Raw genomic sequence first — 16893 nt, forward strand, 5'->3', positions numbered from 1 at the left:
GATTACAACCCCGAATACGCCAAGCTCTACCAGGGAACGGGCAACGAGCAACTCGATGCTGACGATACGGACAATGAGTTGCTACCTGCGAGCGAGCTACCTCCCGACGTGCAGAGGGAACAAACCGGTAAAAGAGCAGCGAACTTCTCCCTACTTTTTGCCTTCCTCGGCCCGCTGTCCTTCGTTCTAGGGTTCTGGGGTTTTGTCCAAGGTCTTGAAGAAAGTGCTCTGCTGGTAGCTATCCTTGCCCCAATCCTGAACATTCTGGGCATCTGGCAGGGGTTCGTGGCACGACGGTACGGTGTCCGTGCCATCGGCGGTCTGATTCTCAACGGTCTGGGGCTATGCATTTTCATCGGTATTGCCGCCCTTATCATGCTGATTGTGAACGCATTGTCACACATCCACTAACGATGCTCCCGGTAACTCAAAATGGCGTATGCAAAGAGCCCCGCTCCTCAATACGAGGAACGGGGCTCTTTGCGCTCCACACGTGGAGCAGAAGCTAAAACGCGGATGGTAAGGGATTTGAACCCTTGAGACGGGGTTACCGCCTACTGGTTTTCAAGACCAGCTCCTTCGGCCGCTCGGACAACCATCCATACGCACCAGAGACCGGCATTTTATGGCAATACCGTGCCGCAGGGCACTACGAGATTATCTCATGCGATAAGCTTTCTGTAAATCGCGCACCAACGATGGTGCTTCCGGCAATGAGGAGGACTCATGAGAGCAATTATTGAGAACAGTCACGGTGGACCTGAGGCTCTGACAATCAGCGAAGTCCCCGCCCCCGTACCCCGATCCCACGAAGTTCTCATCCGTGTTCACGCCGCCGGAATCAACCGCGCCGACGCCCTGCAACGCCGCGGATTCTACCCGCCGCCCGCCGGCGCGAGCGCCATCTACGGCCTCGAAGTGGCCGGCGTTATCGAAGCGGTCGGTGAAGGTGCCTCCGTAGAGAACCGCGGAACCCCCGTCATGGCGCTCCTCGCTGGAGGCGGCTACGCCGACTACGTGACCGTACCGGTCGACCACGTGCTGCCCGTACCCGAACAGCTGAGCTTCGCCGAAGCCGCCGGTATTCCCGAAGTCGCGGCAACCGTCTACTCGAACCTGGTGCTCACCTGCGGTATGAGCATGAACCCCGCCGAAAACCTCAAGGAAGACGGCGAACCCGCGGTGGTGCTCATTCACGGCGGTACCGGCGGTATCGGTGTGCACGCCATCCAGCTGGCGCTCGCCGTAGGTACCCGCGTGTTCGCAACCGTGGGCACCGAGGAAAAAGCAGAATATGTGCGCTCACTAGGCGCGGAACCCATTATTTATACCGAACATTCGTTCTGTGAAGTTCTGCTGGCTGAAACTGGCGGACGCGGCGCTGACTACATCCTCGACGTCGTGGGCGGAAAGTACCTGGACGACAACCTGCACACCCTCGCCGACGGCGGGCACCTGTGCATTATCGGTCTGATGGGCGGTGCCAAAGCAGAAGTGAACCTGGGGTACATGCTCTCCCGCCGCCTGTCGGTGCACGCTACGAGCCTGCGCACCCGTTCGGATCAGCAGAAGGCTGAGATTCTGCGCGGTGTACGCGAACACGTGCTGCCGCTCATTGAATCCGGCAGGATTGGCGTGGGTCTGGACCGTATCTTCGACATGGAGGAGGCGGCTGCCGCCCACGAGTACTTCGACTCGGGTCAGCATCGCGGCAAGATTGTGCTGCGCATGGTCTAGAAATCGCTGTGCCCCCGCGGTGCTATTTTAGGCCGGCGCCATTTTAGGCTGGCGCTGCGGGGAGCGTCGCGTGAGCGGCGTGAAGAAAATCTGGGTTTGAAATAAACAGCTGACTGCTGACATCTCGTCACTAAAAGAAATTTAGGGTAACCTAAGCATAGGGAGGTTTGCGGGTCACCGCAGAGCCCATCACCGGCAACCTCCACCGACCAACAAACACGGCACACACACCACGCAGAGGAGGACATATGGGACTTAAAAGCTACCTGCAATCGCGCCGCGACGACGCCGAACTCGGCAAAGGCATCTGGCGCCGATCCCACGACCGGTTCATTCGCGGCATTGACCGCTTCCACCAGGTCCTCGAACGCCTAGCGGCAACCGATTCGTCCGCCTCCATGATTGAGCTCATCGTGCCGGACGCAAACGCGCTCGCCGACCTGATTCCGCGCGTGCGTGCAGTCGCTATGGAAGCGCACCGCCTCGCCCCCAGCGACGGCGATATTCCCGCCTCCCCGTTCGGCACCTACTCCGACCTGAACCGCGCCCTCTCCAAGGCAGGTAACGCCGTGGCACTCTGCGCCGAAGCGCTCGCCATGGCACGTTGCTTCGGCAACTGTGCCACCGGATGCGACCGCCAGGTGAGCGTGCACCGTCGCGTGGAAACCGTCATCCAGCACATTGAAGACGCCGAACGTCTGATTCAGCGCGCCCAGAAGGAAGCCGCCGGCGAGCTGACCTTCGACGACGGTATTCCGGTGGGCCGCACCCAACTGGTGGAAGCCTAATCGTAAACTTCTGAACTGCCCGCAGTATCCGCACCGGATGCTGCGGGCAGGTTCGTTGACAATGCAACCCAACCCGCACCCTGACCCGCGTCCGCCACGTGAGCAGGGCAAAGTCGAACGGTGACTAACAGGCGAGCTAGTTTGATGTGCACCTCAACAGGCGATACGCTTAAAGAAGGGGTGTAGGACACTTCTTATGCGGTTCCGTCACAATGGAGGTGACGACACAATGCGATGGTACGCGCGGAAGAACCGCAGACTTTTTCCTGCCCCTCTACGGCACAACCTAATGCACCAATAATTCACGGAAGAAGTCACACACCATGTTTGAATTCCACCGCAACGAGCGCGCACGTCAGCTGCGCCCCAGCCTCTCTCGTTCCTGGCTCCTCGTGCGCGCCAACTCCACCGAAGAAGTTTTTGAAGAAGCCTTCGAATCCGAGGCTGACTCCATCATCATCGACCTCGAAGACGGTTGCCCCGCTGAAGAGAAGGACGCAGCCCGCGAACAGGTCGTCCGTATGCTCAACTCCGGCGTCGTCGCATGGGTGCGAATCAACGCCATCACCACCGAACACTGGTGGAAGGACGTCAAGGCCCTCAAGAACGTGAAGGGCCTGCGAGGCGTCATGCTCGCCACCGCAGAGCACGCCACCGACATTGACCGCACCGCAGCCGAGCTGCCCCCCGGAACCCCCATCATCGCGCTGATCGAGTCCGCACTCGGCGTGCACCACTCCGTCGAAATTGCGCGCGCAATCGGCACTTTCCGCCTCGCATTCGGCGCAGGCGACTACCGCCGCGACACTGGCTCCTCCGCAACCCCCATGGCGCTCGCCTACGTGCGTTCGCAGCTGGTCATCGCCTCCACCCTGGGTGGTCTGCCCGGCCCCATCGACGGCCCGACCCTCGGCGCATACGGTGCCGACCTCTCCAAGGCATGCGGCTACGCGAACGACCACGGCATGACCGGTAAGATTACCCTCGACATCCGCCAGACCGAGACCATCAACGCCGCATTCTCCCCGAGCGAGATCGAAATCGAAGAAGCACACCAGATGCTCGACGTGCCTCTCGACGGCCCCCGCGACGGCTCCTACCTGCCGCGTTACCTGCGTGCAAAGAAGGTCAAGGAACTCGCCAAGGTTTACGGCCTGTGGGGCAAGACCGACAGCGACTTCCAGCGCGCATCCAAGTAAGGCGCTGGTCTAAAGTACACGCGTAAAAAGCCGCGCATCCGAACCCCGAACGGGGAACCGGATGCGCGGCTTTTGTATGCTCTAAAACCTCTGGCGCGCTACAACTTAGATGCTAGTTGCGGGGTGACTTACCGCCCGTCAACGCATGAGCACACACATACGAAGTTACCAAAGAAATCACAATCGGCACCAGGAACGAGGTGTCATCCTCATACACGGAACGGTAGAAGAACCACACCGCCAGGGAAACAACCAACGCCAGCACGTACACCAGCGCAAAACGCATCGTGGGGCTCATCGAACGCGAAGAACCCGCAGCGGTACGACCAGCCTGCGAACGATTCTGCAGGCGCTGAGTATTTGAGGAGTGAGAAGACATGAGAATCTCCTAAAGTTCGACGGTGACATCTTCGAGAAAACGACAACTCTCAGATGCTAAAAACCGCCGCAACACACCGGAAACCGGCACGCGTTACGGCGGATGTGGAGCCCCCAGTGGGATTCGAACCCACGACCTTTTCTTTACGAGGGAAATGCTCTACCCCTGAGCTATAGAGGCACATATGCTGTCATCCGTAGCCGCCTGAAAGCAACTGACGAACAGTGCATACCCCGCAATAGTACCAAAAAGGCGGGGGAGAGGCTAATTACTTTCAGCACCGAGACCACAGGCGCAAGTAGGCGCCAGGGATCCTATGGCGTGCACTGCATTCACCCCGCAAACCCGCCCGCAGATAGGGAATGTTCAGGGCAGAGGCATACAATAAACCCTATACCCACGGCGGCTGACAGCGCCTCACCGCGCCCAACAACCACTGGCACATCAACCACAGACGGCCGCCACCCATAGAGAGAGGAACCACCATGACTTCACCCCTCAACCGCCGCACCCTGCTACTGGGCGTAGTACCCGCCGCCGCCCTGGGGCTGAGCGCATGCGGTTCCAGCTCCTCCCAGTCTTCTTCGACCGCCTCGGCATCTGCGAGCGGCTCCGCAAGCGCATCCGCTACCTCGTCGAGCGCCACCGCGAGCGCTTCGGCATCCGCTGCCCCCTCGGGCTCGGCTACTGCTTCCGCGACCGCCGATGACGGCTACGTCGGCTACCGCCTCAACCGCGAAGTACCCGGCGCAGGCACCGCAACTCTGTACACCGACTACCAGTGCCCCTACTGCGCCAAGGCAGAACCCAAGTTCGAAGAAGCAGCCAAGAAGCTCGACGGCGTGCTGAACGTGACCGTGCGCCACATGCCGCTGAACATGCACGTCAACGCCGTACCCGCCGCCCTCGCCGTGGAAGCAGCCGAGGCGCAGGGTAAGCACCTCGAAATGGCGAACAAGCTCTTCAACACCCAGAACGACTGGAAGAACATCAAAGAGCGCGACAAGCTGCGCACCCTCTTCAACGACTACGCCAAGGAACTGGGCCTGAACGTCGAAGAATTCGACAAGGTCCTGCTCGCCTCCGACACCGTCAAGCCCATCCAGCGCGACTACGAGCACGCCGTGAAGATCGGTGTGAAGGGCACCCCCACTTTCGTCGTGAACGACAAGGTCGTTGAGGGTCTGGATTCTTCCTCCTCGGTGGATGACCTGGTCAGCACCTTCAAGCGTGAAGCTGGCGTGAAGTAGTGGCACACATTCAGCTCTCCGGCGGGCAGCGCGCCGAAATTCACCCCGACGGGTTCAGCGACCACGGCCACGTCCTCGAAATCGGTGGCGCCGAGCAGTCCCACGTGGACGTGCAGAACCCCGACTACGTGTTCTACGAGTACCTGCGCCGCATCGCAAACGCGGTGGATGCGCTCGCACCCGCCGGCGAACCCATCACCGCCGCACACCTGGGCGCCGGTGCGCTCACCCTCGTGCGCTATATTCAGGCAACCCGCCCCGGCTCCCGCCAGGTTGCCGTGGATATTGAACCCGAGCTCATGGGCTTCGTAACGGACCGCCTGCCGCTACCCGCCGGAACCGACTGCCAGCTGGTGGTCGGTGACGCCCGTGAGCAGCTGGCGAACCTGCCCGAACTGCTGGGCGTACCCGGCTTCGACGCGATCATTCTCGACATCTTCACCGGCATGGACGCACCCGCCCACCTGGCGAACCGCGACTTCTACCGCGAACTCAAGGACGCCCTGAGCGAGCGCGGCATGGTCGCCATCAACGTGGGGGACGACGCGGGTCTGCCCTTCTTCCAGCTGCAGGCAACCGCCATGCTGGAAGTCTTCGACCACGTGTGGTGTCTGTGCGAAAGCTCCATGCTCAGCGGGCAGAATGAGGGCAACCTCGTGCTGGTCGGTACCGCCCGTGAGCTGGACGAGGACACCCAGGACTGGCTGTACGCCCTGGGTCCGCATCCGGCGGAGGTGCTCACCACCGATGAGCTACGCGACCTGCTGAACAAGCTGGCTGAGAGCTAAACCTGACATACAAAACCGTTGAGGCGGGTACCAACCAGGTACCCGCCTCAACGGTTTTCTCTATGAGTTTTCTATAGGGGCTTCCTATACGCCGCGCGCCGTACGCCGGCAGAATTTGGATATTACTCAGGTAGTGGCACGGGGACGGGGTCCTTGCCGCCATCCTTCTGCTGGGGAGAACCACCCTTCGTGGTGGTCAGCGTAATGCCCACACTCGCAGTCATCAGCAGGAAAATTGCCACCCAACGAATCGGGCCGGTCTCCTGATTCAGCAGCGCCCAACCGGCAATCGCCGCAATAGCGGGCTCCATACTCATCAGCACACTAAATACGCGCTCCGGCAGGTTGCGCAGAGCCATCAGCTCCGCGCTATAGGGAATCACCAAACAGCGGGAAGAGCGTCACCGCGAACGCGGCACCGAACTGCAACGACGAGCAGGATATCAGCACAAACATAATGCCCAGCGCGGGGCGTTGAGATGAAGTATGCGGCATGATTCTCCTTCCTGCGCCTCACAAGGAGGCGGTGCGTCTCTCAAGGCGTACAGGTGACGTATCGATTCGGGCGGAGGGGGCAAGAACCTGACCAGCGCAGTTAAAGGCAGTTAAAGAGCGCACCCCCGGGCAACACGAGATACTATCCTACTCGTTACCCGGGGGTGCTAGAAACCGTTGATACGGCTACCGTTCAGCAGATTAGAGGCCCTTCGCCTCACGGTCAGCCTTAATCTGCGCAGCCGACGGAAGCGTAATGGAACTTGTTGCCATCTGCGCAATATCAACCGCGTGGGCATCCACCGCGCCGGGCAAGTAGCGATCGGGATCCTCCAAAGTGCCCTCCTCCTGCGCCTTCTTCTGTGCGCGAGCGTGAGAAATTGAAATGCCGATACTCGCAGCCACCAGCAGAGCAATAGCAACCCAGCGAACCAGGCCGGTAGCCTCACCAAGCATCACAATACCCACAGCCGCCGCAATCGCAGGCTCCAGGGACAGCACCACGCTATAAATATGCGCGGGCAACAGACGCAGCGAAGAAACCTCACCCAGTGCCGGCAGAGCAGAAGCCAGCAGACCCATCAGGCAGCCAATAGCCAGCAGGTTCACATCCTGAGTGACCTTCAGCAGGTTGTTGCCGCTAATAAGGAACGGGAACGGCAGAACCAGCAGAGTAGAGACAACGTTACCCATGACCATGCCGCCCATGCCCGGGATGAGTGCGCCCACCTTCTCAGTCGCCAGAATATAGGCGGCACGAGAAACAGCGGTCAGGACCGAGAAAATCACACCCATCAGGGCGAAATCTTCAGGCTTCGCCTGGGACTCAGCCGTCAGAATCGCCATGCCCGTAAAGGACAGCGCAATCCACACCAGGTCCAGCTTGCGGCGCGACATAACCGTCGCCAGCACCAGCGGACCCATAAACTCAATAGCCACCGCAATCGCCAGCGGAACCTGCTCAATCGCCACATAGAAGAACGCATTCGCACCGGTCAGGGCGACACCGAGAACAATGACCGTCATCCATTGTTGACGGGTCCACGAACGAATCTGCGGACGGAAGAACGCCCACAGCAGGATAGAAGAAGTCAACAGGCGCAGAGTCACCACGCCCCAAGGGCCCAAATCGCCCATCAGCTGCTTAGCAAGAGCCGCACCGAACTGCGCCGAAATAATCGCGCCGGTCGCGTACGCAACACCCAGCCCCTGAGTCGCCAGGGGAGAACGCGCAGCATTGGGCGTATGGGTGGAAGAAGTCATAGCAATCCTTATTAGTCCAGAAGAGGTGTCAGCCGCTATCTGTCATCAGGCGCGACCCCGAATCGTCGTGAAACAGGTCACGCACTATGCAAACAATGAATAGTGTGTAATCTAGGACAATTTTACGCGCTTTAAAATTGGGCGCAAATAGAGACCAAAACACCCTAACAACCCCTCAAAAACCTCCACGCCCTCGGTGAAATTTCACCCCCACACCCCACCCCAACCCCCTATATCCAGGAAATATTCACCAAGCCATGATTTACTGAGAGCATGCTTGACCCGAAGAAGTCTCTATTCGATGAAGACGGCAACCCCCGTCCCGCGCTAACCACCACCCTCGACAACGTACTGCGCATGCAACGACCGCTCGCGCTGTCCATCGTCAAAAAACTCCGTGAAGCGCACCCCGACGAAACCCCCGAACAAATCCACAAGCGCCTCGACCGCACCTACCTGCGCGACATCACCGCCATCGGCGGCGTCACCGGCGCATCCGCATTCGTGCCCGGCGTAGGTACCGTCACCTCCATGAGCCTGTCCGCGCTCGCAGTCGGCGGCTACCTCGAACGCACCGCCCTCTACGCCCAGGCAGTCGCAGAATTGCACGGCGTGCACGTACACGACGCCGAAACCGCCCGCTCCATGGTCATGGCAATCATGCTCGGCGACGAAGGCTCCCAGCTCATGAACACCGTGCTGCTGCAGACCGGTAAGGCAAACGGCGTCTCCAACAAGTGGGGCATGCTGCTCGGCAACTCCTCCGGCGGCAAGATGTTCAGCGTCGAGCGCACCATCCGCAATATGTTCATCCGCCGATTCCTCACCCGCCAGACCGGCGCACTGCTCGGCCGCGCCCTGCCCTTCGGCGTCGGTGCAGTCGTTGGCGGCGGCGCAAACCTGACCCTCGGCAAGGACGTCGTGCGCAACACCCGCCGTGCCTTCGGCGACGCACCCGCCTACTTCCCCGCAGAGCTCATGATTACCCCGCGCGCACCCCGCGTACAGGGCGGCGACGGCTCGGAAAGCTCCTCCGGCGTGGCTGGTGCCCTCCTCAAGGGCGTCAAGGACGCAGGAAAGGCGGCAGGCAAGGTCTTCACCCGCGGCAAGGGCAACGACACCGAAACCGGCCACCGCCGCATGCTCGGCCGCTAAACCCGCTGGTCATAAAACCAGAACATAAAAAGACCCAACACGCTAAAGACCCCGGATCCCTAAGTTAGGAATCCGGGGTCTTTAGTGTTTAGCTTTGTTGATTAGCGGGCGCTACAGGCTACGCGTTCTTCGCGTGATCCAGCAGCTGAGCCGCAATACCGTTGTAGGTGTGCGGAGTCAGCGCCGACAGACGCGCCTCAGCCTCAGGGGAGAGACCCAGAGTAGCCACGAACTCCTTCAGACGAGCGGCATCCACGCGGTGACCGCGAGTCAGCTCCTTCAGACGCTCGTACGGGTTCTCCATACCGGGAACACCCGCGATAGCCTCCGCACGCATCACCATCTGGATAGCCTCAGCCAGGACCTCCCAGTTGGAATCCAGGTCAGCGGAAATCACGTCGGTCGCAATATCCAGACGCTGCAGGCCCTTCACCACGTTAGAGATAGCCAGCACCGAGTGGCCGAACGCCACGCCAATGTTGCGCTGAGCCGAGGAGTCAGTCAGGTCGCGTTGCCAACGAGAAGTCACCAGGGTCGAACCCAGCGAATCCAGCAGAGCGTTGGAGAGCTCCAGGTTAGCCTCCGCATTCTCAAAACGAATCGGGTTCACCTTGTGCGGCATGGTGGACGAACCGGTCGCACCGGCCACCGGAATCTGGCGGAAGAAACCAATCGAAATGTAGCTCCACACATCGGTGCAGAGGTTGTGCAGCACGCGGTTGAAGTGTGCGATATCCGAGTACAGCTCGGCCTGCCAGTCGTGCGACTCAATCTGAGTGGTCAGCGGGTTCCAAGTCAGACCCAGGTGCTCCACAAAACCACGAGAAATCTTCTGCCAATCAGCGCTAGGCACCGATGCATAGTGAGCAGCGTAAGTGCCGGTCGCACCGTTAATCTTGCCCAGGAACTCGGTCGCCTTCACGTGCTTGACCTGGCGCTTCAGGCGGTAGGCGAGCACGCCCATCTCCTTGCCCAGGGTGGAGGGGGTTGCCGGCTGGCCGTGAGTGCGGCACAGCATCGGCACGTCGCGGCCGTCCTCAGCCAGATTCAGCAGAACCTCAATCAGCTCCTCAGCGGCGGGGATCCACACGTTCTCAACGGCGTCCTTGATACCCAGCGCGTAGGAGAGGTTGTTAATGTCTTCGGAGGTGCAGCCGAAGTGAACCAGCGGCACCAGGTGACCCAGGCCCAGGCCCTCCAGGCGGCGACCGATGTAGTACTCGACCGCCTTCACGTCGTGAACGGTGACTGCCTCAATCTCAGCCAGCTCCGCCACAGAATCAGCGTTGAAATCGGTCACGATGGCGCGCAGGCCCTTCTTCTGCTCCTCGCTCAGCGGGGACAGACCCGGCAGCACCTCGTGCTCGCACAGGTAAATGAACCACTCAACCTCAACGTGGATGCGGTCGCGGTTCAGAGCCGCCTCAGAAAGGTAGTTGGTCAGGGGCGCGGTTACGGATGCGTAGCGTCCGTCGAGGGGGCCCAGCGCAAGTTCGCCGGTGCCCAGGTCAATACGGCCAGAAGGCAAGAAGGTGTTATTGGTGTGAGACATAGCTCTATTTTTGCATGAATTCGCTGAAAAAAAGAGGCGGGAAGAGCATATGGACGTGAGAGGCGGCTCGGTTAGTTACAGAAATATGACAAAACGAGGTGCTGCGGAAGGGGTATTTTTCGGGTCTTGAGGGGTCAAAACGTGCGAATTTTTCGAAACAAGCCTGAGTTATCCACAGGTTGGCGTACTCAGCCTGCACGGTCACCGCGGCAGATTTAGCCTAAAACAAACCCGAACACAGGACAGAAATAGGCACACAAACAACCAGTCCAACCACCGAAAGGACGCCCCGTGAACACAATCGTCGACACCGCACCGCCTCCCGCACCCCAGCTGCCCCGCATCGAACCAACCGATATCCTCCGCGCAGCAGGACACATGGGCATCGGCACCGCCGCCGGCCACGCCCTCGCCGAACAGCTCATGGCAGCCGCCACCCTCGCCCGCGCCAAAGGCGCAGAACTCTCCCACAGGATGCGCACCGAAGCCCAAGAAATCCGCACCGCACACCAACGCGCCAACGAACTCAACGGCGACCACTGGGCATCCGAAGCCGGACGCGCCTACCGGCGACAACTCGAAGAACACCGCGAAAAAATCCGCAACCAAGCCGAACAAGCCGAAGGCACCGCCGCCATGATCGCCGCCGCCGGTGAAGAACTCGCCAACGACCTCACCGGCAAAGCGCAGGCTATCAAAGCCGCCGCCTCCGCCGTAGATAACCTACTCGGCAAACTCGCCGACGGTGCCGCCGACGCCCTCGAAAAACTCAACCCCGGCGAAATCATCGCCCGCTCAGGCGTGCAAAAAGCCCAGTCAACGCTCGATTCACTCATGCACGTGAACCTGCCCGACGGGCTGAGCTCGCTCATCCGAACCCACTAACCTCACCCCAGGAGACACCATGATTACCGGACCCACCGTTGCGCTCATCGGTGACCTCAGCGACTCTGCAGGGCCCACCGCAGGTACTATTAGCGTCGCCCTTGAAGAAATGCCCGCCATCGCTGACGGGCTCGATACTGTCAGCCGCACCTGCGCCGACCGCACCATGCCGATTCTCGGTATTGCCGCCGAAACCCGGTTCTTCCTCGGCATCAACGGACGCGCCCAGCAGGCTGCCGCTATTTGCGGTGGCCTCGCTGCAGAGCTCGGTATTAGCGCCGCAAAGTTCGGTGCCACCGCAGCCGCTGTCCGTGCCGCCCACAGCTCCTACCTGCAGGTTGAAAACACTGTCGCAGGCTGGTTCGAATCCATGGGCATCGCAAAGGACGGCAAGCTACCCGACGGACGCAGCACCCGAGACCACCTGCGCGGACTCATCGCTGGAGAACCTGGCGAAGCTAACTACCTCTTGAAGCTCACCATTCCCGAGCTTGGGTACTTCTCGGCATCTCGGACGCTACCGTATTCGCCTATCATTGCGGGTATTCTCTTCGGCGCTACCGCCTACTTTGACGCCAAGTGGAATCCCGAAATTGCTCGTCAGCGAACAATTGACCGCGTTGCAGACATGTTTGGTATTCCGCGAGGATTCGTTCGAAAGGTACTGGGTGGTGGCCTATTCGGCATCATTAAATCTGGAATCGATACCTATCTTGGTACTAAGGCTCATAATATTCGGACCGCTTCTGCCGACGAATACGGTATTGCTGCGCACCGCGGCGAGAAAAACCAGCTCTCTGTAGGCGCCAGCTCGGAACGTCTGATGGCAGCTGCTAAGGCGCAGGATCAAGAATTTGAGCGTTCCCGACAGAGTCCTTTGACCGCTGAACGTAGTGCCGTGCTCGTCACCGTCATGTATGAAGCAGGGCACGAAGGCGACCCTGCCCATGCCCTATACGTCGTGAGTATTCCGGGTACTAACTTTGATTCCTGGGGTGGATCTATCATAGATATCGTTGGTATCGGACGCGAAACATTGGGCAAAGATACTCTGGAGAACCCCGCCTATCAGATGGTTTTGCAAGCCCTCCGCGATGCTGGTGCTCCCAAGGGTGCTCGTGTGTACCTGGAAGGTTTCAGCCAGGGAGGCATGATTGCCCACAACATGGCGAATAGTACTGAAGTCGCCAAAGAAATCAACATTGTGGGTGTCTACGCTCAAGCCTCCCCACTACGAGGTCTACCGGCTAAACGCCGCGACTTTGGAGTGGACTACGTGGAAGGAGAAGGAGACCCGGTTCCTGACTCAGCAGTGAATCCTCTTGCCCAAATTTTCGGGGGAACTTGGCAGCCTGATGAACGCGATACGGTAATCACCGTCAATAACCCTGAACATCATGGTGAGAATTACCACGAGGCACTACAACGTGAAGGGCATAGTAGCAAGGTGCCTGGCGGCATGCACACCGCAATGGACGGTAAAGAGTATGTGCTGGGGGAACAGAAGGTAACCTCAGCCTCAAGCCTGCCGGACGGTATGCCTCCTGCTGCACGAAGCAGCATAACAGCCGGACGTATCGGAATCTACGGTCGCACTGCCTGGGATTCAGGAACTAGGCCTGGTGTCTTGGGTATAGCTGAGTTCGCTGATGGGCAGACAGGGGGGCATTTGGCTAAAGCAAAGCCTGCTGTGCAAGCCGGTATCGAAAATACTCGGCAGAAAATCGAAGATACCGTTGCAGATGCCCAGGTGGGCATGGAGATTGCCAAGCAGAGGGCCGAGGGTCTCCAGCGAGAAGCTGGAGAAACCGTACAGGCGGCTGCTAAGCAAATCCCCGCCGTCATCGAGGGCGTCAAAAAGACCATCCCTCACCCCGAGCCGACTCCGCAGGAATCTCAGAACCCGCAGCCTGCATGGCCCGAAATGCCTGTGCCGCAGATGCCCAAGGTGCCCCTCCTGCAGGGATACAACCCGCAGCATCTGCCGCCCGCCATCAAGATGCCGAGCGACCTGAGCCGCCCCGAGCCTGCCCCCATCAAGATGCCGAGCGACCTGAGCCGTCCGGAGCCTGCGCCCATCAAGATGCCCACTCGAATCGAGGCAGAGGGGTAGCTACCCCCTGCAGGTCTAATCCCGCCGGATATTCTGCCCAAACCTGCAGATCTGCATACGCACATCGAAAAGGCTGTTACTCAGCCAATTATCGATCAGCTGCAGCTCCCTAACGCTGGTTCTGCGCTCAGGGACCCGTTCACCGGGCCCCGACAGGGTGGAGACTACGACGGTAGCGAGTCGCTCATCCCGACTCTGCCGGATCTGAAACCTGCGCCCATGCTCCCGCCTAAGAGCATTGACCCCGGGTTCCTCGCGCCGACTCCGCCCGAGAACATCGACCCCGGGTTCCGCGCACCAGGTCCTCCCGAGGACCTGACTCCCATCGAGGAGCGTGAACCCCTGATGGTCTAAACACCGAGTCTAAAAGTACCAATCTCAAGGACTCGGTGGAGGGTGGAGGGGACGAGTAGAGTAGAGAAGAGAAAAGGAGGGGCGCTGCCGGGAACAACCCCGGCGGCGCCCCTCCATCTTTGCGTACAGCGCCCGCGGCTAGTATCTGCTGCCTGCACAGCTACAGTTTGCTCGCGACCTGCTCTCCAGGTGAGAAGCGTTAGCCTCCGAGCCGCCCGCAGGCACATACTGGAACCATGAGCCAGCCAGCCGAACACGCCAATATCCCGGTCCGCCCCGTCTTTAGCACCCTGCCCAGCTACGCGGCAGGCAAGCCGCCCGCACCCGTTGAAGGCCTCACCCAGTACAAGCTCTCCTCGAACGAGAACCCGCTGGGCCCCGTACCCGAGGTTGCGCGCGTCCTCGCAGAGTTTGCGACCGTGCACCGCTACCCCGACCCGCTCTCTACCGCCCTGCGCGACAAGCTCTCCGCCCGACTGGGCGTGGACGCTGACGACATCGTCACCGGTGCCGGAAGCCTCGGCGCGCTCAACCAAATCCTCAAAACCTTCGCCGGCGTAAACGCCGACGGCGTGCAGGACGAAGTCATCTACGCCTGGCGCTCCTTCGAGGCATACCCGATCCTCGTCGGCATTATGGGCGCTCGCAGCGTGCAGGTGCCGAACCTGCCCGACGGCTCACACGACCTGGACGCCATGGCGGCAGCTATCACCGACCGCACCCGCCTGATCCTGGTCTGCACCCCCAACAACCCGACCGGCCCCGCCGTCACCGAAAGTCAGATTCGTGCGTTCCTGGCGAAGGTGCCTGCCCACATCCCCGTGGTCATTGATGAGGCGTACTTCGAGTTCTGCGCCGCCTCCACCGTGCCGGACGGTGAAGAAGCCCCGCTGAACGGCATGGACATCTACCGCGACTACGAGAACGTCATCATTCTGCGCACCTTCTCCAAGGCGCAGGGCCTGGCGGGTCTGCGCGTGGGCTACTCGATTTCGCACCCGCAGATTACGCAGCACCTGCGCGTGGCGGCAACCCCGTTCGCCGTGACGGCGCTGGCTGAGGCGGCGGCTATCGCCTCCATCGAGCATGAGGGTGCAGTGATGGAGCGTGTGAGCCACCTGGTCGCTGAGCGTGAGCGCGTGACCGCTCGACTGCGGGAGCTGGGCTACGATTTCCCGAGCACTTACGCGAATTTTGTGTGGCTGCCCCTGGGGGAGCGCACGGGTGAGTTTGTGCAGCTGATGTCTGAGCATGCGCTGTCGGTGCGTGCGTTCGGTACCGAGGGCGTTCGCGTGAGCATTGGTGAGGTGGAGGCGAATGACCGTTTCCTCTCGCTCTGTGAGGTCTTCGCGAAGGGGCTCTAGAGCGTCTTGTGAAGGGGTGGGGGCACCCACTCGACCCTAATTGAACAATGTATTATTTTCCCTTGTCGAGGTTTGTTTGGGCTTTTCAAATGGTTCTCGCGCGGGAAAAATGATGGCCCGAAAAAGCTCTCAATAGTTAAATTAAACCTCCCATATATTCTCGAAAAAGAATATATGGGAGGTTTAATTTAATGATGTTCAAATAGTGAATGACAGGGCATAATACACTGCGTTATCAGCGTAACTGCCGCGAGATAAAGCCGAAAAGAGTAGACTGGTAACTATATATGCCCAGACCCTCACAGGCTTGCCGGAACACCTCAAACCTTGCACCATCAGGTGAAAGTTGAGACTAAAACCCAAGCCGCTGAGGGCCAAGCCCTCGTCACGTGTGGAGGTTAGATGCACGAGAACGACAAGTACCCCGGAGTGCCCGAACGCATCCAGCTCATGGATGAAAACGGCACCGTACACGAACACCCCACCTACAGCCGGTACATCGAAGACGTCAACGCAGACACCCTGCGCGAGGCATACCGCCTCATGTACACCACCCGCCGATTCGACGACGAGGCAACCGCCCTGCAGCGCCAGGGTCAGCTCGCCCTCTGGGTACCCAGCCGAGGCCAGGAAGCCGCACAGGTCGGCTCCGCACTCGCCTACGCACCCAACGACTACATCTTCCCTTCCTACCGCGAGCACGCCGTCGCCCTGACGCGTGGCGTGGACTTTCGCGACCTGATCACTATCTTCCGCGGCACCACCACCCACGGCTGGGACATGAAGGCACACAACTTCCACACCTACACCAAGGTGCTTGCCGCCCAGACCCTGCATGCAGTCGGCTACGCCATGGGTCTGAATTTCGACGCCGACATCGAGGCTGAAACCGGCACCCGCCGCGCCGGTCAGGGCCAGGCAACCGACCCCACCGAGGACACCCAGAAGCCCGCCGTGGCGGTCTACTTCGGTGACGGCTCCTCCACCGAGGGTGACGCGCACGAATCCATGGTTTTCGCCGCATCCTATAACGCGCCGGTGCTCTTCTTCGTGCAGAACAACCGCTGGGCTATCTCCGTGCCCTTCGAGGTGCAGTCCCGCGTGCCGGTGTCCACCCGCGCCGCAGGCTACGGCTTTGAAGGTATTCGCGTGGACGGCAACGACGTTCTCGCCGTGCTCGCCGCAACCCGCTACGCCATGGAGAAGATCCGCGCCGGTGAAGGTCCCGTGCTGATTGAAGCTGAGACCTACCGCCTCGGCCCGCACACCACCGCGGATGACCCCACCAAGTACCGCACCGATGCCGACCTGGAAGGCCCCCTGCGCCGTGACCCCATGTTGCGCCTTGAGAAGCACCTGCGTGAGCAGGGCTACGCCGACGATGCCTTCTTCGAAGAGGTTGCAGAATCTGCGCAGCAGGTCGCGAACGGCGTGCGTGAGGCAGTGCTGAACTCTGAGGTCGCCGACTTTGAGCGTTTCTTCGACCGCGTCTACGTGCAGGAGCATCAGCAGGTGGAAGACGACCGCGAGTTCTACCGTAACTACGTTGCAGGCTTTGAAGAGGAGTAAGC

17 protein-coding genes and 2 tRNA genes are annotated in these 16893 nt (G+C 60.2%); 12 read left to right on the top strand and 7 right to left on the bottom strand.

What is annotated here, in order from left to right; all coding sequences use genetic code 11:
• Nucleotides 1–411, top strand: a 411-nt coding sequence (locus HMPREF2999_RS01035) for a hypothetical protein (protein WP_168165988.1), incomplete at its 5' end; no start/stop codon positions are given.
• Nucleotides 412–513: 102 nt separating this feature from the next.
• Here the strand turns inward: HMPREF2999_RS01035 and HMPREF2999_RS01040 are convergent.
• A tRNA-Ser gene (locus tag HMPREF2999_RS01040) sits at nucleotides 514–601 on the bottom strand.
• Nucleotides 602–726: 125 nt separating this feature from the next.
• Here HMPREF2999_RS01040 and HMPREF2999_RS01045 point away from each other — a divergent pair.
• From HMPREF2999_RS01045 to HMPREF2999_RS01055, 3 genes are all read left to right on the top strand, one after another.
• The gene (locus tag HMPREF2999_RS01045) at nucleotides 727–1737 is read left to right on the top strand and encodes an NAD(P)H-quinone oxidoreductase (RefSeq protein ID WP_070599646.1); all 1011 of its coding nucleotides are present in this window, start codon (nucleotides 727–729) and stop codon (nucleotides 1735–1737) included.
• A gap of 248 nt (nucleotides 1738–1985) precedes the next feature.
• Nucleotides 1986–2525, top strand: a complete 540-nt coding sequence (locus HMPREF2999_RS01050) for a dehydrogenase (protein WP_070674508.1) — start codon at nucleotides 1986–1988, stop codon at nucleotides 2523–2525.
• A gap of 323 nt (nucleotides 2526–2848) precedes the next feature.
• Nucleotides 2849–3724: an HpcH/HpaI aldolase/citrate lyase family protein gene (locus HMPREF2999_RS01055; protein ID WP_070674511.1), complete on the top strand. Its 876-nt coding sequence runs from the start codon at nucleotides 2849–2851 to the stop codon at nucleotides 3722–3724.
• A gap of 112 nt (nucleotides 3725–3836) precedes the next feature.
• Here HMPREF2999_RS01055 and HMPREF2999_RS01060 read toward each other — a convergent pair whose 3' ends face one another.
• Nucleotides 3837–4103: a hypothetical protein gene (locus HMPREF2999_RS01060; protein WP_070674514.1), complete on the bottom strand. Its 267-nt coding sequence runs from the start codon at nucleotides 4101–4103 to the stop codon at nucleotides 3837–3839.
• Nucleotides 4104–4208: 105 nt separating this feature from the next.
• A tRNA-Thr gene (locus tag HMPREF2999_RS01065) sits at nucleotides 4209–4283 on the bottom strand.
• A gap of 305 nt (nucleotides 4284–4588) precedes the next feature.
• Between HMPREF2999_RS01065 and HMPREF2999_RS01070 the strand changes: the two genes are divergently transcribed.
• Nucleotides 4589–5353: a DsbA family protein gene (locus HMPREF2999_RS01070; RefSeq protein ID WP_070674517.1), complete on the top strand. Its 765-nt coding sequence runs from the start codon at nucleotides 4589–4591 to the stop codon at nucleotides 5351–5353.
• Entirely contained in the window at nucleotides 5353–6141 is a 789-nt protein-coding gene (locus HMPREF2999_RS01075; protein WP_070674520.1) for a spermidine synthase, read from the top strand. Before HMPREF2999_RS01070 ends, HMPREF2999_RS01075 begins: the two co-directional genes overlap by 1 nt.
• 122 nt (nucleotides 6142–6263) lie before the next feature.
• On the opposite strand, the gene HMPREF2999_RS01080 is transcribed toward HMPREF2999_RS01075, so the two are convergent.
• The 3 genes from HMPREF2999_RS01080 to HMPREF2999_RS01085 all read right to left on the bottom strand — a co-directional run bounded on the left by HMPREF2999_RS01080 (nucleotide 6264) and on the right by HMPREF2999_RS01085 (nucleotide 7899).
• Nucleotides 6264–6500, bottom strand: coding sequence for a DMT family transporter (locus HMPREF2999_RS01080; RefSeq protein ID WP_070674523.1), 237 nt, complete (start codon nucleotides 6498–6500; stop codon nucleotides 6264–6266).
• Between the two features lie 10 nt (nucleotides 6501–6510).
• A complete protein-coding gene (locus HMPREF2999_RS09635) occupies nucleotides 6511–6636 on the bottom strand; it encodes a hypothetical protein (protein ID WP_005504454.1) in 126 nt (41 codons plus the stop codon).
• Between the two features lie 201 nt (nucleotides 6637–6837).
• Nucleotides 6838–7899: an EamA family transporter gene (locus tag HMPREF2999_RS01085; protein WP_070674526.1), complete on the bottom strand. Its 1062-nt coding sequence runs from the start codon at nucleotides 7897–7899 to the stop codon at nucleotides 6838–6840.
• A 273-nt stretch (nucleotides 7900–8172) separates the two neighbouring features.
• On the opposite strand from HMPREF2999_RS01085, the gene HMPREF2999_RS01090 reads away from it, so the two are divergent.
• Nucleotides 8173–9054, top strand: a complete 882-nt coding sequence (locus tag HMPREF2999_RS01090; protein WP_070674529.1) for a di- and tripeptidase — start codon at nucleotides 8173–8175, stop codon at nucleotides 9052–9054.
• A gap of 118 nt (nucleotides 9055–9172) precedes the next feature.
• Here the strand turns inward: HMPREF2999_RS01090 and purB are convergent, their stop codons facing one another.
• A complete protein-coding gene (gene purB / locus HMPREF2999_RS01095) occupies nucleotides 9173–10606 on the bottom strand; it encodes an adenylosuccinate lyase (protein WP_070674532.1) in 1434 nt (477 codons plus the stop codon).
• A 291-nt stretch (nucleotides 10607–10897) separates the two neighbouring features.
• Between purB and HMPREF2999_RS01100 the strand changes: the two genes are divergently transcribed.
• The 5 genes from HMPREF2999_RS01100 to HMPREF2999_RS01115 all read left to right on the top strand — a co-directional run bounded on the left by HMPREF2999_RS01100 (nucleotide 10898) and on the right by HMPREF2999_RS01115 (nucleotide 16891).
• A complete protein-coding gene (locus HMPREF2999_RS01100) occupies nucleotides 10898–11491 on the top strand; it encodes an ABC transporter substrate-binding protein (RefSeq protein WP_070674536.1) in 594 nt (197 codons plus the stop codon).
• Nucleotides 11492–11510: 19 nt separating this feature from the next.
• On the top strand, nucleotides 11511–13604 hold the full coding sequence (locus HMPREF2999_RS01105; RefSeq protein ID WP_246823053.1) for an extensin: 2094 nt from the start codon (nucleotides 11511–11513) through the stop codon (nucleotides 13602–13604).
• A gap of 219 nt (nucleotides 13605–13823) precedes the next feature.
• On the top strand, nucleotides 13824–13958 hold the full coding sequence (locus HMPREF2999_RS09640) for a hypothetical protein (RefSeq protein ID WP_256370701.1): 135 nt from the start codon (nucleotides 13824–13826) through the stop codon (nucleotides 13956–13958).
• Between the two features lie 236 nt (nucleotides 13959–14194).
• Nucleotides 14195–15322: a histidinol-phosphate transaminase gene (locus HMPREF2999_RS01110; RefSeq protein WP_070674539.1), complete on the top strand. Its 1128-nt coding sequence runs from the start codon at nucleotides 14195–14197 to the stop codon at nucleotides 15320–15322.
• A gap of 402 nt (nucleotides 15323–15724) precedes the next feature.
• Nucleotides 15725–16891, top strand: a complete 1167-nt coding sequence (locus HMPREF2999_RS01115; protein WP_070674542.1) for a thiamine pyrophosphate-dependent enzyme — start codon at nucleotides 15725–15727, stop codon at nucleotides 16889–16891.
• Nucleotides 16892–16893: the final 2 nt, after the last annotated feature.

This window comes from Rothia sp. HMSC066H02, from assembly GCF_001814995.1.
Taxonomy (GTDB): Bacteria; Actinomycetota; Actinomycetes; order Actinomycetales; family Micrococcaceae; genus Rothia; species Rothia mucilaginosa.